Annotated in this window: 17 protein-coding genes; 9 read left to right on the forward strand and 8 right to left on the reverse strand. The window is 67.8% G+C overall.

The features are described 5' to 3' along the window. The first annotated feature begins 4 nt into the window (after nucleotides 1–4). Nucleotides 5–607, forward strand: a complete 603-nt coding sequence (locus ACVCMI_RS00435; protein ID WP_447097863.1) for a GNAT family N-acetyltransferase — start codon at nucleotides 5–7, stop codon at nucleotides 605–607. A 162-nt stretch (nucleotides 608–769) separates the two neighbouring features. Here the strand turns inward: ACVCMI_RS00435 and pssA are convergent, their stop codons facing one another. The 5 genes from pssA to ACVCMI_RS00460 form a co-directional block, all read right to left on the reverse strand. Next, nucleotides 770–2,152: a CDP-diacylglycerol--serine O-phosphatidyltransferase gene (pssA, locus tag ACVCMI_RS00440; protein ID WP_447097862.1), complete on the reverse strand. Its 1,383-nt coding sequence runs from the start codon at nucleotides 2,150–2,152 to the stop codon at nucleotides 770–772. A 374-nt stretch (nucleotides 2,153–2,526) separates the two neighbouring features. Next, a complete protein-coding gene (locus tag ACVCMI_RS00445; protein WP_395120483.1) occupies nucleotides 2,527–3,456 on the reverse strand; it encodes a LysR family transcriptional regulator in 930 nt (309 codons plus the stop codon). 52 nt (nucleotides 3,457–3,508) lie between these two features. Beyond that, nucleotides 3,509–5,434: a CocE/NonD family hydrolase gene (locus ACVCMI_RS00450; protein WP_447097861.1), complete on the reverse strand. Its 1,926-nt coding sequence runs from the start codon at nucleotides 5,432–5,434 to the stop codon at nucleotides 3,509–3,511. 2 nt (nucleotides 5,435–5,436) lie between these two features. Next, nucleotides 5,437–6,849: an SLC13 family permease gene (locus ACVCMI_RS00455; protein ID WP_447097860.1), complete on the reverse strand. Its 1,413-nt coding sequence runs from the start codon at nucleotides 6,847–6,849 to the stop codon at nucleotides 5,437–5,439. A 101-nt stretch (nucleotides 6,850–6,950) separates the two neighbouring features. Further along, nucleotides 6,951–9,704 carry a TonB-dependent receptor gene (locus ACVCMI_RS00460; RefSeq protein ID WP_447097859.1) on the reverse strand — a complete coding sequence of 918 codons (2,754 nt, stop codon included), beginning with the start codon at nucleotides 9,702–9,704 and terminating at the stop codon, nucleotides 6,951–6,953. Between the two features lie 216 nt (nucleotides 9,705–9,920). Between ACVCMI_RS00460 and ACVCMI_RS00465 the strand changes: the two genes are divergently transcribed. Further along, nucleotides 9,921–11,048: a CapA family protein gene (locus tag ACVCMI_RS00465; protein WP_447097858.1), complete on the forward strand. Its 1,128-nt coding sequence runs from the start codon at nucleotides 9,921–9,923 to the stop codon at nucleotides 11,046–11,048. Nucleotides 11,049–11,060: 12 nt separating this feature from the next. Here ACVCMI_RS00465 and ACVCMI_RS00470 read toward each other — a convergent pair whose 3' ends face one another. Together ACVCMI_RS00470 and ACVCMI_RS00475 are read right to left on the reverse strand one after the other, a co-directional pair. Continuing rightward, nucleotides 11,061–11,462, reverse strand: a complete 402-nt coding sequence (locus ACVCMI_RS00470) for a DUF4156 domain-containing protein (RefSeq protein ID WP_447097857.1) — start codon at nucleotides 11,460–11,462, stop codon at nucleotides 11,061–11,063. A gap of 143 nt (nucleotides 11,463–11,605) precedes the next feature. Then, nucleotides 11,606–14,485, reverse strand: a complete 2,880-nt coding sequence (locus ACVCMI_RS00475; RefSeq protein WP_447097856.1) for a M16 family metallopeptidase — start codon at nucleotides 14,483–14,485, stop codon at nucleotides 11,606–11,608. A gap of 271 nt (nucleotides 14,486–14,756) precedes the next feature. On the opposite strand from ACVCMI_RS00475, the gene ACVCMI_RS00480 reads away from it, so the two are divergent. From ACVCMI_RS00480 to ACVCMI_RS00510, 7 genes are all read left to right on the forward strand, one after another. Next, entirely contained in the window at nucleotides 14,757–14,966 is a 210-nt protein-coding gene (locus ACVCMI_RS00480) for a hypothetical protein (protein ID WP_395120492.1), read from the forward strand. Between the two features lie 25 nt (nucleotides 14,967–14,991). Then, complete coding sequence (gene trmL / locus ACVCMI_RS00485) at nucleotides 14,992–15,483, forward strand: tRNA (uridine(34)/cytosine(34)/5-carboxymethylaminomethyluridine(34)-2'-O)-methyltransferase TrmL (protein WP_447097855.1); 492 nt, start codon at nucleotides 14,992–14,994, stop codon at nucleotides 15,481–15,483. Nucleotides 15,484–15,603: 120 nt separating this feature from the next. Further along, complete coding sequence (locus ACVCMI_RS00490; RefSeq protein WP_447097854.1) at nucleotides 15,604–16,254, forward strand: ubiquinone biosynthesis accessory factor UbiJ; 651 nt, start codon at nucleotides 15,604–15,606, stop codon at nucleotides 16,252–16,254. Further along, entirely contained in the window at nucleotides 16,251–17,900 is a 1,650-nt protein-coding gene (ubiB, locus tag ACVCMI_RS00495) for a ubiquinone biosynthesis regulatory protein kinase UbiB (RefSeq protein ID WP_447097853.1), read from the forward strand. The genes ACVCMI_RS00490 and ubiB overlap by 4 nt, the downstream gene beginning before the upstream one ends. A 101-nt stretch (nucleotides 17,901–18,001) precedes the next feature. Further along, nucleotides 18,002–18,703, forward strand: coding sequence for a pseudouridine synthase (locus ACVCMI_RS00500; protein ID WP_447097852.1), 702 nt, complete (start codon nucleotides 18,002–18,004; stop codon nucleotides 18,701–18,703). A 110-nt stretch (nucleotides 18,704–18,813) separates the two neighbouring features. Beyond that, complete coding sequence (gene arfB / locus ACVCMI_RS00505) at nucleotides 18,814–19,236, forward strand: alternative ribosome rescue aminoacyl-tRNA hydrolase ArfB (protein ID WP_447097851.1); 423 nt, start codon at nucleotides 18,814–18,816, stop codon at nucleotides 19,234–19,236. Next, entirely contained in the window at nucleotides 19,233–19,829 is a 597-nt protein-coding gene (locus ACVCMI_RS00510; RefSeq protein WP_447097850.1) for a 1-acyl-sn-glycerol-3-phosphate acyltransferase, read from the forward strand. Before arfB ends, ACVCMI_RS00510 begins: the two co-directional genes overlap by 4 nt. Before the next feature lie 43 nt (nucleotides 19,830–19,872). On the opposite strand, the gene ACVCMI_RS00515 is transcribed toward ACVCMI_RS00510, so the two are convergent. After that, nucleotides 19,873–20,913 (reverse strand): LysR family transcriptional regulator, encoded by a 1,041-nt coding sequence (locus ACVCMI_RS00515; RefSeq protein WP_447097849.1) that lies wholly within the window; start codon nucleotides 20,911–20,913, stop codon nucleotides 19,873–19,875. Nucleotides 20,914–20,939 lie beyond the last annotated feature (26 nt).

Consider the following 20,939-nt stretch of genomic DNA (forward strand, 5'->3'; position numbering starts at 1 on the left):
GCCCATGACCCTGTTCGCCCCGATCCGCCTGCACGACGAGTACGTCGTGCTGGAGCCGCTGACGCCGGAACACGCGCCCGCGCTGGAAACCGCCGCCGCCGACGGCGAGCTGTGGAACCTCGCCGTCACCAGCGTGCCGCCACCGGGCCAGGCGGGCGATTACGTGGCGAAGGCGCTGCAAGGCCAGCGCGAAGGCCACATGCTGCCGTTCGCCGTGCGCGAGGCGCGCGGCGGCGACATCGTCGGCAGCACGCGCTATTACGAGATCGACGCCGCCGTGCCGCGCCTGGCCATCGGCTACACCTGGTACGCGAAACGCTGGCAGAAGAGCCACCTCAACACCGCCTGCAAGCGGTTGCTGCTTGAGCATGCGTTCGAGACCCTGGGCTGCGCGGCCGTCGCGTTCCACACCGACGTGCTGAACGAGGATTCGCAGCGCGCGATCGAACGCCTCGGCGCGCAACGCGAAGGCGTGCTGCGCGCGCACCGCCGCCGCACCGACGGCAGCCTGCGCGACACGGTGTGCTTCAGCATCCTCGCCGGGGAATGGGGCAACGTGGCCAACTGGCTGGACATGCGCCTGAGCCGGCTGATCGCAAACCCGTAGGAGCGCACCTGTGCGCGATACGTTGGAGCCGGGATTCGGGATTCGGGATTCGGGAAAGCATCGCGCGGGGTGCGCTCCTACCGCAGGCGATTGACCGGACGGCCGTCGTAGGGCGGGCAATGCCCGCCGGCTTCTCCGGCCGTGCGGCGGGCGGTGCCCGCCCTACAGCAGGCGATTGACCAGGCGGGCGAGTTGCGTGCGGTTCAAGCGGCGCAGCAGCCGACGCACTTCGGGCGGGTACTGGCGCGGGCTTTCCAGCGCGCGGTAATCGGCCAGCTGCACGGCGTGCCGGCGCAGTGCCGCCCATTCCGCCTCGTGCTGCGCGTGCAGCCGTTTCGCCGGGTCGCGCAGCAGCAGGCCGTTTTCCAGATCCAGCGACCATGCACGCGGGTTGAGGTTGTGGCCGGTCAGCACGGCCACGTCGTCATCCACGAACAGGCCTTTCAGGTGGTAGCTGTTGTCGCCGTCGCGCCACAGGTGCAGCCGCAACCGGCCGGCCTCGATCTGCGCACGGTGCGCGCGCGCAAAGCGGCGCAGATTGTTCTCGTACAGGTACGGCAGCAGGCCGATGGTCTTGAACGGTTGCTCCGGCGGTATGTAGAAATCGTTGGCGACCTTGTCGCCGACCATGATGTCGATGCGGCAGCCGCGCCGCAGCAACTGGCCGAGCACCAACCGTACCGGACGTGGCAGGTTGAAGTACGGCGTCAGCAGGATCACCCGCTCGCGCGCCTCCCGGAGCAGCGCCAGCAGCACCGCGTCGAGCTGGTTGCCGCTGCGGCCAAAACCCAGCAGCGGAGTCACCGCCACCTGGTCCGCATTCGGCAGCGCCGGGATCACTTCGTACCGCGCCTGCTGCAACTGCCCGCGCAAGCGGCGGATCTGCGGCTGCAGGCTGCGCGTGCTCGGCACCTCAGCCACGTTCAACTGCCGCACCGCGCCACTGCCGGCGAGCCGGTTCGCGACGAAGCCGGCCATCGCGTCGGCCAGGCCCGCATGCCGCAGCAGGTGGTAGCGATCGAGTCGGTAGCGATCGTGTCGCGCCAGGTAGACGTCGTTGAGACTGGCGCCGCTGTACAACACCGCGTCGTCGATCACGAAGCCCTTCAGGTGCAGCACGCCAAACAACTCGCGGTTCTGCACCGGCACGCCGTAGATCGGCACGCCATCGCCCAGCCGCTGCGCCCATTCGCGGTACATGCCGGCGTTGCCCGCGCTCTTGTGTTTGCCGATCAGCCCGCGCTGCGCGCGGTGCCAGTCGACGAACACCCCGATGTCCAGCTCGGGCCGGCGCGCCTTGGCCGCGTAAAGCGCCGCCAATATCTCGCGACCGCCATCGTCGTCCTGCAGGTACAAGGTCACGATCACGATGCGCCGGGCAGCCTGCGCGATCAGCGTCAGCAGGGTTTGCCGGAACGCCGCCGGATCGGACAGGCAGCTGATCGCCGCCGCATCCACCGCAAACGCCGGCAAGGCTGTGCGCGGATTGCCCTTGCGTCGCGGCAGCGACACCAGGCGTCGAGCCAGGCGGATAGGTGTTGTCATCAGGGTCTTGCGCGCAATCATTCCTCCATCATCGCAAACCATGCCGCGCACTACGACCCGTCCGGCGGGAATTGCCTGCGGCGAACCATGGCCGGACCGTTCCGCGCGCCGGCCGGTCCCTGCGCGACCCGCACCGGCGCCGAGGGGGTCAGGGCAGCACCAGCACCTGCTGCCGACTGTCGCTGAGCGCTCGCGGTGGCGGGCGCGCCTCGGCCAAGGCGACGATTTCCGCCGGCGGCTGCCGGTATGCCCATGGCGGGGCTGCCGTCGCGCCGGCCGCATCGTGGCAAGCGCCGGCGACCATCGGATCAACCCGTGACAAGCCACCATCCACCTGGCACCGCCGCGGCGGCGCTTGCTGGCGCCCGCCCCTGTCAGCCTCGCCGTGGCGGCGGTGACCCGCTGCGCCTGCGTCCCAGCGACGCGCGGCAGTGTTCGTAGAACGCCTCGGTCAAGGATGTCTCGCGCACGTTGGCGGACGACATGAACACGTACTCCTGCTCGATCGTCGGCGCGAAGCGGCGAATGCGCACGCCGGTCCACAACGAATGGCGCGACAGCAGCTCGTTGACGATCGCGATGCCGACGCCTTCGGCCGCCAGCGCACAGGCCGCGCCCACGTTGTGGGCTTCCAGCCGCACCGTCTGGCGCACCCCCGCCTGCTGGAAGGCCTGGTCGATCCGCATGCGGGTGTCGCCGCCGCGATGGCCGACCAGGATCAGCGGTTCGCCGGCAAGATCCCTGGCGCCGATCGGGCGCTTGCCCGCCGACAGGCGGTGCGCCGGCGGCAGCACGCAAACCGTGGGGCTGCTGATCAGCGGCCGCAGGCGGATGCCGGGATGATCCAGCGGCAGTTTGCCGAAACCGCAATCGGCGGTGCGCGTGGCAACCAGGTTCATCACCGTCGGCCGGGTGCGCGAATCGACATTGATGTGGATATTGGGATGCAGGCTCAGGAACGAAGCGACCAGCTTCACCAGCGGCCCCTCGGCGAAACTCGGCGGCGCCACCACGCGCAGTTGCCCGGCATTGGTCTGGCGGATGTCCTGGGCCAGCACATTGATCCGCTCGACGCCTTGCAGCGCCAGATCCACCTCCTCGAACAGCAGCAGCGCCTGCGAAGTGGGCAGCAGCCGCCCCTTGCTGCGGTGGAACAACTTGAAGCCCAGTTCGGTCTCGAACTGCCCCAGCAGGCGGCTCACCGCAGGCTGGCTCAAGCTCAGGCTGCGCCCGGCGGCGGTGGCCGAACCGAGCCGGATGATTTCGCGAAAGGCTTCCAGCGCCTTGAGGTTGTCGAGCTTCATGGGCGGGGCGCCACGTGGCGGCAGTGAATGGGCTGCCGAACAACGTACACGATCAAGCGGGCGACGCCACTGGCAACACCGGCAACAGCAGTCGCGACGGGTGTGCGCGATCCAGATGCACGCGATTGTGCGCCGGCCTGGATTCGCGCCAGCGACCGGGCGCCGTATCGGTGTTCGGATTGAGGTCGAAATGCGGATAGTTGCTGCTGGACACGTCCAGCCGGATCCGATGGCCCACCGCGAAATGGTTGGCAGTGGCGAAGGCCTCCACCTCCACCTCGACCACCTCGCCCGGCGCCAGCCAGCGCGGCTGCTGCCAGGAATCGCGGTAGCGCAAACGCAGGATGCCGTCGCTGAGGTTCATCGCGAAACCGTGCGGGTAGTCGGCATGGGGCGGGTACTCGTCGATCAGCTTGATGGTGATGTCGGTATCCCGGCAATCGGAGGAAACGAACAGCCTCACGCGGATGGGCCCGGCGATATCGACCGCGCGCGCCAGCGGCGCGCTGCGAAAACACAACACATCGTCGCGCTCGCCGATGTCGCGACCCGTGCCGGCGCAGCCGAAGAAGCGGGCGTCGTCGCGCTGGTCGAAGGCGCCCGGTGGCATCACCCCCTCGGCCGAGGTGATGGTGCCGCCGATGGTCGGCACCGGTCGCGCGGGATCGTAGACATAGTCCAGCGCCGCGAACCGCTCCGCTGGCGGCGTGGCGTCGAGCCGGCCATCGGCATGCAGGTGCCACGCCTGGCTGGTGGTGCCGGGCAAGGGCCAGTCGTCGGCATGCAACCAGCGCCCGCCGTGCTCCAGCCGGCCCTCGGCGTTGCGCCGGCCGCTGCCGCCGCCCATCAGGAAGATCGACACGCGACCGCGCGCGAACGGGTTGTCGGCCTGTCGCCCCAGCAGATGGTCGTACCACGCGCGACGCAGCTCGTAGAACGAGTGGCCGAACGCCGCATCCAGTGTCGCCTGCTCGCCGAAATCGACATCGCCGGCGAACGTCTGCGAGCGCCGGCCATGAATCCACGGCCCCATCACCAGGTGCACCGGAGCATGCTTGCGCCGCGACAGGCCGAGGTAATTGTCGGTGGCGGTGCGCACGTAGGGGTCGTACCAGCTGGACATGTGCACCATCGGCACGTCGGCGTAGGTGTCGTAATGGCGCTCACCGCACAACTCGACCTGTTGCCAATAGGGGCCGAAATCGCCGTGCTCCCATTGCTCGAACAGGTAGTCCTCGTATTCCGGTGCCGCACTGACCGGCGAGTCGCCGCGCGCCCACGGCATGCGCCGAAACCAGGCGCGAATGTCCTGCGCCTGCAATGCTGCCTTGCGGCTGGAATCCTGCTGCGTCAGCGGGCTCAGCAAGGCGTGCTTCAAGGCCCAGGTCGCCTGCTTGAGTTCGAACGCACCACCCTGCCGGATGCCGCCGTGGTACGCGTTGGAGAAGCCGCCGGAGTCGACGAACTGGGCGCTCAGCGCCGCGGGCGCCAGGCTGCCCAGCGCCGTCTGCACGTGCGCGCAATAGGACAGGCCCTGGGTGATCACGCGGCCATCGCTCCACGACTGCGCCGCCAGCCAGGCGAGGGTGTCGACACCGTCAACGGCCTCGTTGGTGTACTTGGTGAACACGCCTTGCGAACGGTAGCGACCGCGACAATCCTGCATCGCCACCACGAAGCCGTGGCTGGCAAACCACCGCGCGATCTGCGGTTTCGACAAGGGCAGTGGATACCCGGCCACGACATCCGATTGCGCGGTGCCCGCCTTGTCGTAGGGCGTGCGTTCGAGCAGGCAAGGCCAACGCGACCCGCTGGCGCCGTCCGGCAGATACAGATCGACCGCCAACTGCACGCCATCGCGCATCGTCACCATCACGTCCGCGCGCAGGCGTACCGGGTACGGGCCCGGCTGCAGGCCTGCGGCCGCTGCGTCGGCGGTGTCCGCCCGCGTTTGCTCCATGCCCTCACCGATCGCCATGCTCAGTAACCGATCCGCGTGGCGACCAGCAGGAATGCCGTCGCCACCACCGTCAGCACCAGGGTCAGCGGCAGCATGAAGCGCACCCACGCGCCGTAGTGCACCTTCGCCATCGCCAGCATCGCCAGCATCAGCCCCGAGGTGGGACTGACCGTCGCCATCAGGCCGTTGCCAAACAAGTAGGCCAGCACCACCGAGTTGCCTTGCAGCCCCGACAGCTGGCCGATCGGCCACAGGATCGGAATGCTGATTGCAGCCTTGGCCGAGGTCGAGGGAATCAGCACATCCAGCCCCGCCTCGGTGAACATGATGGCCAGCGAGGCGATCCACGACGACTGGCCGTGGATCAGGCCGGCCATGGCGTTGACCACGGTGTCGAGGATATTCGCCTCCTGCAGCAGCACGTGGATGGCGCCGGCCAGGCCGATCAGCAGCGAGGGCAGGATCATGCCCTTGATGCCATCGATGAAGGCATCCGCGCTGACCCGCGCACTCAGCCCGCCGATCACGGCAAGTCCCGCGGTCACCGCCAGGTAGAACGCGCTGAGCTCGTTGTAATGCCAGCTCCAGGCGCGTCCGGCGTAGACCATCAGCACGATCGCCAGGCCCAGCAGCAGCAGCACGCCCAGGTGCCGCCCCGACAGCGATCCCGCGGCAGGCGCGAAATCCGCCTTGGTGAAACCGCTGCGGCGGATGCGGTACAGCAGATAGGCGATGCCGATCGGCAGGAACACCGCCAGCACCGCCAGGCGCATGCCGAAACCGCTGAAGATCGGCACCTGCACGATGCCTTGCGCGATCGGCAGTACCACCGGATTGCTGACCGAGGCGATGTAGCCCAGCTTGGCCGCGATCAGCAGCATCGCCACCGCGTACAGCGGACTCAGGCGCAGCCGCTCGGCCATCGACAGCAAGACCGGCAACACCACCAGATACTCCGAAATCAGGCCCAGGAACGAGCTGCCCGCCGCCAGCGCACCCATCAGCACCGGCGCCAGCAGGTAGACATTCCCGCGCGAGCGATGCACCAGCTGGTCGAGGCCGGCGTCCAGCGCACCGGTCTGCTTGAACACGCCGAACAGGCCGCCGACGAACATCACCATGAAGATCAGCGAGGCGTTTCGCACCAGTCCCAGCGGGATGGATTCGAGCACCGTGATGACGCCGGCCGGGCGCGCCTGCTCGCCGGCCGCGCCCAAGCCAAGCAGGTGCCACCAGTCGAACGATTTCGGGATCACCGAGTAGGTCCCCGGCACCACCCGCCCATCGACGCGCTGGAACGCGCCGGAGTCCAGGACGTAGGTGAGCACCGCGCACAGCAACAGCACGGACACCAGCATCAGCACCGGGTGCACGTCGATCTTGCGACGGGGCCGCTGTGCAGGTTTGCCATCGGTGACGGGACGGTTGGCCATGCTGGGAAGATCCATGTGGTTGAGCGGGTCGCCGGCGCCCGCTCCCGCGGCGGCCCGGGCCGGCGGTCGGCGACATCGCGCCGATGCCGCCGGTGCCCGTCTCAGAGGGTGATCGTGGCCTTCACGTAGATGAAGCGGCCACGCGGGTTGTAGGTGCTCATGTCGAAGTTGAGGTCGCCGCCGTTGACATAGGACAGCGGCGGGTCCTTGTCGAACAGGTTCTGCACGCCAAGGGTGAAGGTCATCAGTTGCGAGCGCAGCGTATAGGCACCCCACACGTCATGGGTGATCTGCGCCGGGATCCGGCCATAGCCCGGCGCCGGGCCCTCGTCGGTGCTGCCGATGTAATGCATGCTCCAGTTCGCTGACCACAGGCCACGCGACCAGTCGACGGCGGTGTTCGCTTTCCAGCGCGGGAAACTCTCGCGCGCGATGTCCGATTTTCCGGCCCGCCTGGCCACGCGCACCTCCCCGCTGGGCAAGGTGTCGTAACGATCGAACGCGTTGAGGTAAGCCGCGTTGAACATCAGCCCGACATTGCCCGCCGCCATCGTCGGCAACTGGTAGCGCATGGTCGTATCGACGCCGCTGGCCTTGAGCCGGTTCAGGTTGATCGGGCCGTCGATCAGGTTGATGATCTCGCCGCTGGTGTCGCGCTTGATCAGGTTGCAGCGTTGACCGGTATTGGCGCACAGGTCGAGCAGGTTCTGCGAGCCGAAGCTGGAGATCGCCTCCTTCAGGTCGATGTCGTACCAGTCGACCGACCAGGTCAGGCCCTTGGCAAAGCTCGGCGTGTAGATGAAGCCGCTGCTGCGATTGACCGAGGTTTCCGGCCGCAGGTCGGGGTTGCCGCCCACGGTCGAGAGGATCGAGCCGCCCGAGTAGTTGCGCTGGTCGTAGCTGGTCGGCACCCCGGCACACCCGGGCTTGCCGGCGCCGCCGCCGTTGCAGGGGTCAACCGCCGGCAAGTTGGTCTGACGCAGGCCGGCGTAGAGTTCGTTGATCGAGGGCGCGCGAAAACCCTGCGCCCAGGTGGTGCGCAGCATCAGGTCGTTCCACGGCCGCCAGACCAGGCCGAGCTTGCTGTTGGTGGTGTTGCCGAACGTGTTGTAGCTCGAGTAGCGCGTCGCGGCGGACAGCTCCAGTTGCTTGACCGCCGGAAGGTTCGCCAGCAACGGCACGTTGAACTCGACATAGGCCTCTTTCAGATCGTAGGAGCCGGCGGTCGGCAGGCGCGGCGCCGAGGTGGTCTTGCGGCTGTAGGTGATGAACTGCGGCGTTTCATTGAAGTACGGGCTGGGCTGGTCGTAGCCCGATTCCTTGCGGTACTCGACGCCACCGGCGAACGCCAGCATTCCGGCCGGCAACTTGAACAGGTCGCCGGTGAGGTTGGCGGTGAAGTCGTGCTGTTTGGTGCCGTTGTGGTCGACGCCAGTGGCGCGGATGTAGTTGGCCATCTCCGGGGTGATGGTGCCGAAGATGTTCAGCGGCACGCAGTTGTTGGCCGCGCAGCGGGCGTTCGGGCCCAGTGCCAGCGCGACCTTGTCCAGATCGATCTGATTGGCCGAGGTCCACTTCGCCTTGTTCTGGGCATACGTATAGAAGCTGTTCCACGACCAGCCATTGGAGAAATCGCCTTCGAATCCGGCCGCCACACGCATCGTGTCAACGTTCTGCGTGTTGATGCGCGGCCCCAGCTCGGTGATCGTCCGCACCACCTCGAACTTGGTGCCCGTGCCCTGGAAGTCCACGCCGAACGGGTTGTACGGGTGGTCGGCCGGAATCGTCATGCCGTCGCCGCCGCGGATGCGTGGCGTTGCCGGCGGGAAGCGCTGGCTCGATTCGCGCGTGTTGTACAGGCCTTCGGTCACGAAGGTCACCGCATCACTGACGTGGAAGCGCAACTGGCCATACACGCCAGCCATGTCCAGGGGGCCGATCAAGGTGGTATCAGGCTGGTCGTTGTAGACGTCGGTGTCCGGCACGTCCAGGCGAAAACCGCCGTTGCCGTCCGGCACGAACGCCTTGGTGCCGAAGCCATCCACCGGCGTGCTGTTGCGGAAACGGCCCGCCGGCGTGTTTCGGCTCAACCCTTGCAGCGGCACCCGCGAGAAGTCGCGATGGCCGGCAAGGATCTCGTTGCTGCCGGCGACCGTCGCCGACACCAGCGCCGAGCCCCAGTCGCCGGACTTGCCCCAGAGGAAATCCTCGTTGTGTGTGAAACCGTCGCCCTTGTCGGTCTGGCCGACATAGCTGCTCGCCTTCAGCCCATCGAACTCGCTGAAGGTGATGATGTTGACCACGCCGGCGATCGCGTCGGCGCCGTAGATGGCGGTGGCGCCGTCCAGCAGCACTTCGATCCGCTCGACCGCGGCCAGCGGAATCGTGTTCAGGTCGACAAAGTCGCGAAAACCGCGGGTACCGGCTCCGTTCACCCAGCGCCGCCCGTTGACCAGAACCAGCGAGCGGTTGGCGCCCAGGTTGCGCAGGTTCAACGAGCGGGAGCCATGGCTGGTGCCGCCCGAGCCGGTCGAGTTGAAGCTGGAACCTACCGATGGCAGCTCCTGCAGCAACTCGCCGACCGAGACCACGCCGGTAGCCTCGATCTCGTTGCGCTCCATGGTAAACACCGGGCTGGCCGCCACCTCGTCCTTGCGGCGGATGCGCGAGCCGACCACGCTGACCGTCTCCAGCGTCTTCGCCTTGTTCGCATCGCCGCTCGTCGTGTCCGCGGTGCTCTGCGCATCCGCAGTCGCCGGCATTCCGCCCGCCGCCAGCGCCCCCGCAATCGCCACCATCATCACACCCAGGCGCGGTACACGCCGTGACTCCCCCTTGCCAGCCATCTTGTTCATCACCCCTCCCGAAACCATGCGTGGCGACCAGTTCGCCGGAGCATCTGCCTTGGTATCGAGTAATTCACGCGGACTGAACATATGCAATCTTATCGAGTCCGGTAATGCGTCCATGCCATTTTGGTATGGTATGCGCAGGTACGCGAATAAGCTTGCAAGCGGCCCGGTGGACGTGGATAGCTGGGGCTGTCGGGTCCGGATCGAGCGAGGGGCGTCATGGTCGAGTCGTGCAATCTGCAGCGCCGGCGGCTGCTCGCCGCCCTGGCGATGACGCCGCTGTTGCCGGGCGTTGCCGTGCGCGCGGCCGAACGCCGCGAGCTGACCCTCACCCTCACCGGGCAGGCGCTGATCGCGCACGACCTCTGCCACGAGCCCTATCCCGGCCTCGCCGAAGTGATCGCCCAGGTACGTCGCGGCGACGTTGCCATGACCGACTTGGAGACGCCCATACGCGTTGGCGCGTCGGGCGCACCGACTCGCCAAGGGCTGTTCCTGCATGCCGCGGGCCCCGACGCCTTGCGCTGCCTGCGCTCGTTCGGCTTCGACATGCTGGCCCTGGCCAACAACCACGCCGGCGATTTCGGCCGTGCGGGCGTACTGGCCACCCGCAGCGCCGCGCAACATGCCGGTTTCGCCACCGCCGGCAGCGGCAGCGACCTCGCCGAAGCCAGCGGTGCCGCCTGCTTCAAGGCGCGCGGTCGCCGTGTCGCGCTGGTGGCCATGGCGGCCGGCAAGATCCGTCCGGGCGTGGCGGCAACAAGTTCAGGCGCCGGCATCAACGAGCTGCGCCTGACCGCAGCCGGCACACCCGACCAGGACGATGTGGAACGAATCCTTCAGTCGATCCGCGCGGCGGCCGGCACGGCCTTCGTCGTCGCCTGCCTGCACAACCACGATTGGCGCGGCGACATGCGCGTCACCCAGCCATGGGCGCGCGAATTCGCGCGGAGCTGCGCCGAAGCCGGTGCCGGCGCATTCTTTTCGCACGGCGCCCCGCTGCTGCACGGGATCGAGCTTCATCACGGGGTGCCGATCTTCCATGGCATGGGCAGCCTGATCTTTCATTCCCGCACCGAGCCCGGCTACTACCCGCCCGAGGTGTGGGAAAGCATGATCGCGCACCTTCATCGGCGCGATGGCTCGATGCGTCAGCTCGAACTGGTGCCGGTGGTGCTCAACGAGAGGGGCGACGATGCGAGTCGCCAGGACGAAACGCGGGGTCGCCCCAGGATCGCGCGAGGCGAGGATGCACAACGCATCCTCGCGCGCCTCCAGTCGCTCAGCGCGGTGCTCGGCACCTCGCTGCGCATTGCGGGAGAACGCGGCTGGATCAGCATGGATTGACCGTCGAAGGGGTCAGCCGCCCGACACCGGGAACGTCTGCACGTCGCCCTTGGCCGATTGGGCCGAAGCCGGTCGGCCCGCCCCCGGCTTGGGCGGGTTGCTGCCGCACTGGTAGGCGCCCCACGGCTGCGAGCCATCGGCCGGTTCGGCCAGCGGCTTGATGGTGTCGGCGTGCATCTTGGCCGCCTCGTTGCGCGCGAGCACTTCCAGTTCGTCGCGCACCTTGATGTCGTTGCGGTCGACCGGACCGACGCGGTTCATCACCGAGACGGTGACCTTGCCCAGTTCGCGGCAGCTGGAAACATCGCCGCTCCAGGCGGTGCGCACGTTCTTGCCGGCCGAATCCAGGGTGATGCCCCAACTGCAGGCGCCGAGCAACAGGATGGGGACGAGCAACAACAGGGTCTTGCGCATGGGTGGCTCCGCGGCAGGTCTTGAGGGCATGAAAAGAGGCCGGACCAGGACGGTCCGGCCTCCATCGTAACGCGCCGGCGCGCCGGCGTCCCTCGCTCCATCCGCCGCTTGCCGCGCCGGTTCAGCCGGCGCGGCAGCGCGACTCACTTTGCCGGCTTGGCCGCCACCGGCTTGCCGTCAGCGTCGAGCACCTCGACCGTGCCGAGCTTCAGCGCGCGGATCGGCGACTCGATCTTGGCCAGGTCGCCGACGATCACCCAGGTCAGCTGGTCCGGGTGGATGATCTCCTTCGCCGCAGCCTCCACCGACGCATCGGTCTGCGCCTCGATGCGCGACTTCAGGGTCTGCACGTAGTCATCCGGGCGGTTGTACTGGGCGATGCCCTGCATGGCGCCCATCACCGCCTGGGTGGTCTGGTACTGACCCGGCATGCTGCGCACGTCGCCGACCTTGATCTTGCTGATCTCCTGCGCGGTCAGCGGCTTGTCGCCGATCACCCCGCGCGCTTCCTTCAGCATCTCGCTGACCGACGCCGCGGTCTTGTCGGTCTGCACCGGTGCGTAGAGCATGAACGGGCGCTGCCCGACCGCGTTCTGCAGGAAGCTGAAGGCGCCGTAGGCCCAGTGCTTGTCCTCGCGCAGGTTCATGTTGAGGCGCGAGGTGAAGCTGCCGCCGAAGGCGCCGTTCATGGTCTGGATCTGCAGGTTGTTCGGCGCCTCGGTGGACGGCGCCAGACTGCCGGCGAGGATCAGGCTCTGCTGCGCTCCGGGGCGATCGACCAGGAACACGCGCACCTGTTCCGGCGGCGCGACCTTGCCGATGTTCTTGGCCGGCACCTTGCTCGCCGGCGCCTTCCAGTTGCCGAACACCGCGTTCAACTGCGGGATGATCTTCGCCATCGTGGTATCGCCGGCCACCAGGATCTTCATGTTGTCCGGGCGGATGTAGTCGGTCATGAACTGGCGCATGTCGGCATCGGTCAGCGACTTGATCGAGGCTTCGGTGCCGGTGCCGGTGAACGGGATCGCGTAGGCGTGGCCCTTGCCGTACAGCAGCGGCGGCAGGGTGCGCAGCGCGATGCCGATGGGCTGGCTCTTCTCCTGGGCGATGCCGGCCAGCCACTGGCCGCGCAGGCGGCTGACGTCGGCATCGCGGAACGCCGGGTTGCGCACGATGTCGGCGAACAGGTCGAGCGAGGGCTTGAGCTGGTCGTCCAGCGCATTCAGCGAGGCATTGCAGTAATCCAGCCCGCAACCGCTGGCGATGATCGCGCCCAGGCGCTGCTTGCGCTTGGCGATCTCGACCGAATCGAGGTCCCGGGTGCCTTCGTCGAGCATCGACATGGTGAAGCTGGAGGTGCCCAGCTTGCGGCCCTGGTCGGCCGCGTAACCGGCGTCGAACAGCAACTGCATCTGCACCGCCGGCACGCCGTGGCGTTCGGCCAGGACCACTTCGACGCCGTTGTCGAGCTTGCCGTGCTGCAGGGTCGGGAACGCGAGGTCGGGGAAGCTGGCGACTTCGGGCACGCCCTTGCTGCGATCGACGTCGCTGGCCACGGTCTTGTAATCGCCCTTGGGCGTGAGCACCGGCGCCGGCGCACCGGACGCGGCGGCCCGGCCGGCCACGGTGGCCATGTCGGCGTCCTCCACCTTGCCGGGCACCACGGTCAGGGTGTAGTCGCCCTTGGCGATCCACTGGTTCGCCACCGCCTTGACGCTGGCCGGCGTCGCCGCCATCAGGGTGCTGAAGTCCTTCAGATAGTGCCCCGGATCGCCGTGGTACAGCTGGCCCTCGGCCAGGATCGAGGCCTGCGTGTTGACGCGCTCCAGGCCGCGCACGAAGGAGGCGCGGGTTTCGGTCTTGACCCGCGCCAGTTCGTCGGCGGTGGGGCCATCGTTGAGGAACTTCTGCCATTCGTCGGCGATCGCGGCCTCGACCTTGGCCGGGTCGACGCCCTTCTTCACGTCGACCTGCAACTGGAACAGGCTGGCCAGCGAATGCTGCTCGACGTAGACGGAGACGCTGTCGGCGAGCTTGTCCTGGTAGACCAGGCGCTGGTACAGCCGCGAGGTCTTGCTGCCGCCGAGCACGGCGGCGGCCAGCTCCAGCAGGTTCTCGTCATGGCTGCCGCGCGCCGGCACGTTCCATTCGCGGTAGATGCGGGTCTGCGCGACGTTGTCGGTCATCGTGCCGCGGGTGGACTTGTCGCGCGCGGCAATCCACGGCTGCGGGCGCGGCACCTGCGGACCGGCGGCGATGTCGCCGAAGTACTTCAGCATCTTCTCCTTCGCCACCGCCGGCGTGATGTCGCCGGCCAGCACCACCACCGTGTTGGCCGCGCCGTAGTAGTCGCGGAACCACTGCTTGACGTCGCCGAGCGAGGCTGCGTTCAAATCCGCCATCGAGCCGATGGTGTCGTGATGGTAGGGATGGTTGGCCGGGAACGCCTCGGCCTGGATCAGTTCGCTGGCGCGGCCGTAAGGCTGGTTTTCGCCCTGGCGCTTCTCGTTCTGCACCACGCCGCGCTGTTCGTCGAGCTGCGGCTGGCCGATGGCACCGAGCAGGTGGCCCATGCGGTCCGATTCCATCCACAGCGCCATGTCCAGCGCGGTGGTCGGCACGGTTTCGAAATAGTTGGTGCGGTCGAGCCAGGTGGTGCCATTCTGGTCGGTGGCGCCGGCCAGCTCGAACGGCTTGAAGAACTCGTCCTTGTGATTCTCCGAACCCTGGAACATCAGGTGCTCGAACAGGTGCGCGAAGCCGGTCTTGCCCTTGGGCTCATAGGAGGAGCCGACGTGATACCACACGCTCACCGCCACCACCGGCGCCTTGTGGTCTTCATGCACCACCACGGTCAGGCCGTTGGGCAGCACGAAACGGGAATAGGCCAGGTCGGGGATCTGCTGCGTCGCTGCAGCGGCGGCCTCGACCGCCTGCGCGGGGGCGGCGACCAGCAGTGTCGGCGCGGCGACCCCGAACGTGAGCAAGCCGGAGATGAGCAGGGCAAGCGGCGTTTTTTTCACGGTGAACCTCCTGTTTTCGCGAATGGTCCGGGCAGGCTACCCGGCCGCGCCCGGGCATCGCAAATGACTTGTGGCACGGTCGACGGCCCGTGCGGTGGCGCGGGGCACCGCTGTCCGGACGCCACCGGACGACTGTCCGCGGACAACGGCCGGGGCGTCGAGGCGGCTATCTAAACCTTGAAAAATCAGCATGTTGGCCGCATATCCAGGCGTGGCACAGGGATTGCTTTCATCGGGCTGCAGGGCTCACTTACGCATCGGAGATGTAACCGTGAAATTCGAGACTTTCATGCTGCACGGATTGTTCATTGCCAGCCTCGTGGTGTGCGGCCTCATCCTCGCCGCCATGCTGACCACCACCACCGCCACGCCGCCGGTCGAGCTCGCCCACGACGGCGGCATCGCCACCATCCTGCTGGCCGCGCCGAGCAGCTGCGCGCTGCCGCCGGACGGCGTGGTCTGCCCGCGCGTGGCCAGCTGAGCATGGCGCAAGCGATAATGCGTGGATGCTCCATGTCATCCTGCATCGCCCCGAGATCCCTCCCAACACCGGCAACGTGATCCGTCTTTGCGCGAATACCGGCGCGGCACTGCACCTGGTGCGTCCACTGGGCTTCGAGCTCGACGACGCCCGCCTGCGCCGCGCCGGGCTGGACTATCACGAATACGCCAGCGTCGCGGTGCACGAGGACCTGTCCGCCTGCCTCGCCGCGCTCGGCGCGCCACGCGTGTTCGCCTTCACCACGCGCGGCAGCGTGCCCCACGTCGACGTGCGTTTTGCCGACGGCGACGCGCTGCTGTTCGGCTGCGAAACCGCCGGCCTGCCGGACGACGTGCTGGACACCATCCCGCCGACGCAACGCCTGCGCCTGCCGATGCGCCCGCACAGCCGCAGCCTGAACCTGTCGAACACCGTCGCCGTGGCGGTCTACGAGGCCTGGCGCCAGCTCGGTTTCGCCGGTGAGAGCGGGGAATCGGGAACAGGGAACCGGGAATAGAAAGGCAGAAGCGTCGGCACCCACGGCACCTTGCAAGCTGGCGAAAGAGCCCTCCTCCGATTCCCGATTCCCCATTCCCCATTCCCGGCGGCGCCCGCGCCGCCCCGCTACAATCGGCGGATGAACGCTGCCACCCCCAACGCCTGGATGCCGCAACCACTGCGCAAGCTCGCCGGGCGCGCGCTGGAAACCGCGCTGAATCACACGCTGTCGCTCGATCCCGACACGCATCAGCGGCTGACCGCGTTGAACGGTCGCAGCGTGCAGTTGCATCTGCGCGGGCCGGAGTTGGCGCTGGCCATCACGGTCGATCAGGCGCACCTGAAAGTCGGCCCGCCGCGCGACGACAGCCAGCTGAAGGTGGCCGCGACGCCGGGCAGCCTGCTGGCGATGCTGCTGCGCCGCGACGACGACGGCATCGCGCCGGGCAAGGTGGAGATCGCCGGCGATGCCGAACTGGCGCGCCGCCTGGAAAAGCTGGCCGGCAAGTTCGCGCCGGATTTCGAGGAGGCCTTCGCGCGCAGTTTCGGCGACGTGCTCGGCGTGCCGTTGGCCAGGGCCGTGCGCAAGGGCCTGGCGCATGCCCGCGAAAGTGGCGCCCATCTCGTCGAAGACGCCGCCGACTGGGTGCGCGACGAAACCCGCGTGGCCCTGGCGCCTGGCGAAGTCGACACCTTTCTCGACGAAGTGGACAGTTTGCGCGAACACAGCGAACGACTGGCCGCACGCGTGCAGCGGCTGGCGCGGCAACTGCAGGGCGACACCGCGTGACGCCGCTGCGCGTGGTGCCGCGCCTGCTGCGAGTGGCCTCGGTGCTGCTGGCATGGCGGCTGGATGAACTGGTCGACGCCGCGCACCTGTTCCGCCCGCTGAAACTGCTGCGCCCGCTGCTGGCGCGACCGCGCGCCAACGTGGCCAGCCTCTCGCGCGGCGAACGCCTGCGCCGGGCGCTGACCGAGCTGGGGCCGATTTTCGTCAAGGCCGGCCAGGTGCTGTCGACCCGCCGCGACCTGGTGCCCGCCGACATTGCCGACGAACTGTCGCTGCTGCAGGACCAGGTGGCGCCGTTCCCCGGCAGCGAGGCGCGTGCCATCGTCGAGCGGGAGCTGAAACTCCCGGTTGGACGTCTATACGCCCAATTCGACGAGACGCCGCTGGCCTCGGCCTCGATCGCCCAGGTGCATGCCGCCACCCTGGCCGACGGCCGCGAGGTGGTGGTGAAGGTGCTGCGGCCGGGCATCGACGCGCAGATCTCCCGCGACGTGAAGCTGCTGCGCTCGCTCGGCGAACTGGCCCAGCGCTGGCACCCGAATGCCGACAAGATCCGCCCGCTCGACGTCGTCGCCGAAGTCGAGAAGATGCTGGAGAACGAACTCGACCTGCAGCGCGAAGGCGCCAGCGCCAGCCTGCTCAAGCGCAACTTCGCCAGCGGCGTGGACCTGTACGTGCCGGCGGTGCACTGGGAACTGACCGCCTCGCGCGTGCTGACGCTGGAGCGCGTGCACGGCATCAGCAGCGACGACATCGCAGCGATCGACGCCGCCGGGCTCGACCGCAAGGCACTGGCCGCCAAGGGCGTGCGGGTGTTCTACGAGCAGGTGTTCCGCGACAATTTCTTCCACGCCGACGCCCACCCCGGCAACATCTGGGTGGACCCGTCGCGCCTGGACGAGCCGCGCTTCATCGCGCTGGACTTCGGCATCATGGGCTCGCTGCCCGAGGCCGACCAGTACTGGCTGGCGCAGAACTTCATCGCACTGTTCGAACGCGACTACGCACGCATCGCGCAACTGCATGTGGCCGCCGGCTGGATGCCCGCCGACGTGCGGCTGGACGAACTGGAAGCCGCCGTGCGCACCGTATGCGAGCCGTATTTCACCCGCCCGCTGTCGCAGATTTCACTGGCCGAGCTGGTGGTCAAGCTGTTCCAGACCGCGCGCCGCTTCGAGCTGACCCTGCAGCCGCAGCTGATCCTGCTGCAGAAGACCCTGCTCAACATCGAGGGCGTCGGCCGCATGCTCGATCCGGAGATCGACATCTGGGCAGTCGCGCATCCGGTGCTCAAGCGGATCCTGCGCCAGCGCTACAGCCCGCTGCGCACCCTGCGCGACGTGCGCAAACGGTTACCCGAATGGCTGCACCACGCGCCGGAGTTTCCCGACCTGGTACGTGATGCGCTGCGTCAGATCGGCCGCGGCGAGCGGCGTGAGCCAGCCGATCCGCTGGCCCTCAAACTGGCGCAGGAGAATGCCCGTCGCCAGCACAGGACGCTGGCCTGCAGCCTGCTCGGCAGCGCACTGCTGATCGGCGCCGCGCTGCTGTGGACGCTGGCCCCGCAACACGGCATCTGGCCGCCGCTGGGCGCCGGTATCGCCGGTTTCCTCTCCTTCGCCATCGGCTGGCCGCGCTCGCGTTGACCGTGCAGGAGCCCGCTCGCGGGCGATGCTTTTCACGGGCACCCGCAGCATCGCCCGCGAGCGGGCTCCCACGAATAACCAGAGCGCGGAAGCTCGAACGCATGATCGACATCCTCTACCAGGACGACGCGCTGATCGCGGTGAACAAGCCCGCGAACCTGGCCGTGCATCGCTCGACGTTCGTGGGGCCCGCCGACGCGTTCCTGATCGACCTGCTGCGCGAGCAGGTCGGCGGCAACGTGTACCTGGCGCACCGGCTCGACCGCGCCACCAGCGGCGTGCTGCTGGTGGCGCGCAGCAAGGAGGTCGCCGCCGCGCTTGGCGAGCAGTTCATGCAGCGCACGGTGCACAAGCAATACCTGGTGGTGGTGCGCGGCTGGCCGGAGCCGGCCGAAGGTGTGATCGACTATCCCCTGCCCGGCTCGCGCGAAACCGGCCCGCGCCGCGAAGCGCGCACGCGCTACCGGCGCCTGGCCACGATCGAGGTGCCGATCGCACTCGGCCGCTACCCGCAGCAACGCTACGCACTGCTGCTGGCGGAGCCTGAGAGCGGCCGCTTCCGCCAGATTCGCAAGCACCTGGCGCACATCCATCACCCGGTGATCGGCGACTGCCAGCACGGCCGCGGCGACCACAATCGCCTCTACAAGCAGCACTTTGCCTGCCACCGGATGCTGCTGCACGCGTGGCGGCTTTCGTTCGCGCATCCGGTGAGTGGCGCGCCGATGCAACTGGAGGCGCCGCTGGACGAGGCATTCGCGCGATTGCTGGCGCAGTTCGGCTGGGGCTTGAAGCAGGAGTGAGTGAAGAGAAGTGAGGAGTGAGAGAAAAGCCGGGGTACGGCTTGCCTTCGCTCTCTCTCACTCCTCACTCCTCTCCACTCACTTCTCGCTTCTCCCCTAAACTTCCCCCCATGCTGACCATCAGCCGCACCCTCGCCCTGCCCGAGTCCGAACTGATCGAGCGCTTCCTGCGCGCCGACGGCCCGGGCGGTCAGCATGTGAATCGCACCGAGAGCGCGGTGGAATTGCGCTTCGACGTGGCGGGCTCGCCGTCGCTGCCGGAGGAGGTGCGCGCGCGGCTGCTGGCCCGGCGCGATCGCCGGCTTACCGCCGAAGGGATGCTGGTGATCCAGGGCCGGCGCTTTCGCGACCAGGCGCGCAATCGCGACGACGTGCGCGAGCGGCTGGCCGAACTGATTCGCGGCGTGCTGCTGCCGCCGAAGAAACGCGTCGCCACCAAACCGACCCGCGCCTCGAAGGAACGCCGCCTGGCCGGCAAACAGCAGCGCGGCAGGATCAAGCAGACCCGTTCGCGCAAACCGGAGTTCGAATGAAGCGTCGCGTCTTCACTCCAGCCCAGTTGCCCGCCCGCATGCCGAAGCTGCGCGACGGTTGGCAACGACGCATCTGCCGCGGCGTGTTGCGCCTGTGCGGCTGGAGTCTCACCGGCGAATTTCCCGACGTCCCCAAACTGGTGCTGATCGCCGCCCCGCACTCCTCGTGGTGGGACGGGGTGTGGGGGCTGCTGATCAAGGTGGCGATCGGCGCCGACGTGCACTTCATGGGCAAACAGGAATTGTTTCGCGGCCCGCTGGGCGGGCTGCTGCGTCGGCTCGGCGGCGTCCCCATCGACCGCAGCGCGGCCAAGGGCGTGGTCGAACAGATGATCGACCAGTTCCGCCAGCGCGAGAAACTGTGGCTGGGCATCGCCCCCGAAGGCACGCGCAAACCGGTGACGCGCTGGAAGAGCGGCTTCTGGCACATCGCCCACGATGCCGGCGTGCCGATCTTCCCGGTCGCGTTCCATTACCCCGACAGGACCATCCAGCTCGGCCCACTGTTCGACGCCGGCACCGACATGGGCGCAACCATGCAGCGCCTGCGCGAGTGGTACGCGCCGTTCAAGGGCAAGCATCGCGACGTTTGAAATCCCGCGCGCAGGGGCGAGGCTCGCAGAGCGGCCTCGGGCATCACCGCTGCGAATGCCCCGGATCATCGTGTTCGCGATGCGTCAGCAGCCCGGGGCGAATCAGGTCGATGAAGGCGCGTGCCTCGGCGCTGAGGAACTTGCCCTTGCGCATCACCACGCCGTAGCTGCGCTGGGGAAAGAACTGCTTCATGTTGCGCACGGCCAGGCGCCCGCGGTCGGCGTCGGTGATGCAGATGCCGGTGACGATGGAGATGCCCATGCCCATCGCCACGTATTCCTTGATCACGTCCCAGCCGCCGACCTCGATCGCGACGTGATAGGGCACCTGCCGCTGCTGGAACACCAGGTCGACCAGTCGATAGGTGGAGAGGCGCTGCGGCGGCAGGATCAGTCCGTAGGGTGAAAGATCCTCCAGGGTGATCTTGTCCTTCGTCGCCAGCGGGTGGTCGGGCGGCATGATCAGCATCGGGTCGTAGTGCTGCACCGGCGCCCAGGCGATGTCGTTGGGCACGTCCAGCATCGAGCCGACCGCGAAATCCGCCTCGTCGGCACGCAGCATGGCCATGCCGTCCTTGCCGGTCACGTTGGCCAACTGCAGTTGCACTGCCGGGAAGCGTTCGCGATAGCGGCGCACCAGTTCCGGCAGCAGGTACTGGATGGTGGAGGTGCCGGCGGCGATCACCAGCCGGCCGGCCTGCAGACCCTTCGCCTTCGCCTGGAAATCGCGATCCAGCGTGTCCCAGCCTTCCACCAGCGGGCGCGCCAGCTCGTACAGCGCCTCGCCCGCGTCGGTGAGATTGATGCGCCGGCGACGGCGCTCAAGCAGGGTGGCGCCGAGCTCGCGTTCCAGCGCCTGCAACTGCAGGCTGATGGTGGGTTGCGACACGTACAACGCTTCGGCGGCGCGGGTAAGCGTACCCAGTTTCACCACGCTGACGAAGGCGCGCAGTTGCTTGTGGCGATTGCCCTTGTAGTAGAAGCGGCCGCCAGCCTCCTCGGCGCGTTCGCCAGGGGTACGTTTTTTTGCTGCGCTGCGAGACGATTTTTTCGGCTGCTTCAGCGGAACGCCGGGAGTTTTCATCAAGTCATTTCAGCAAGTTGTGTCAT

This window comes from Rhodanobacter sp. UC4448_H15, assembly GCF_052978265.1.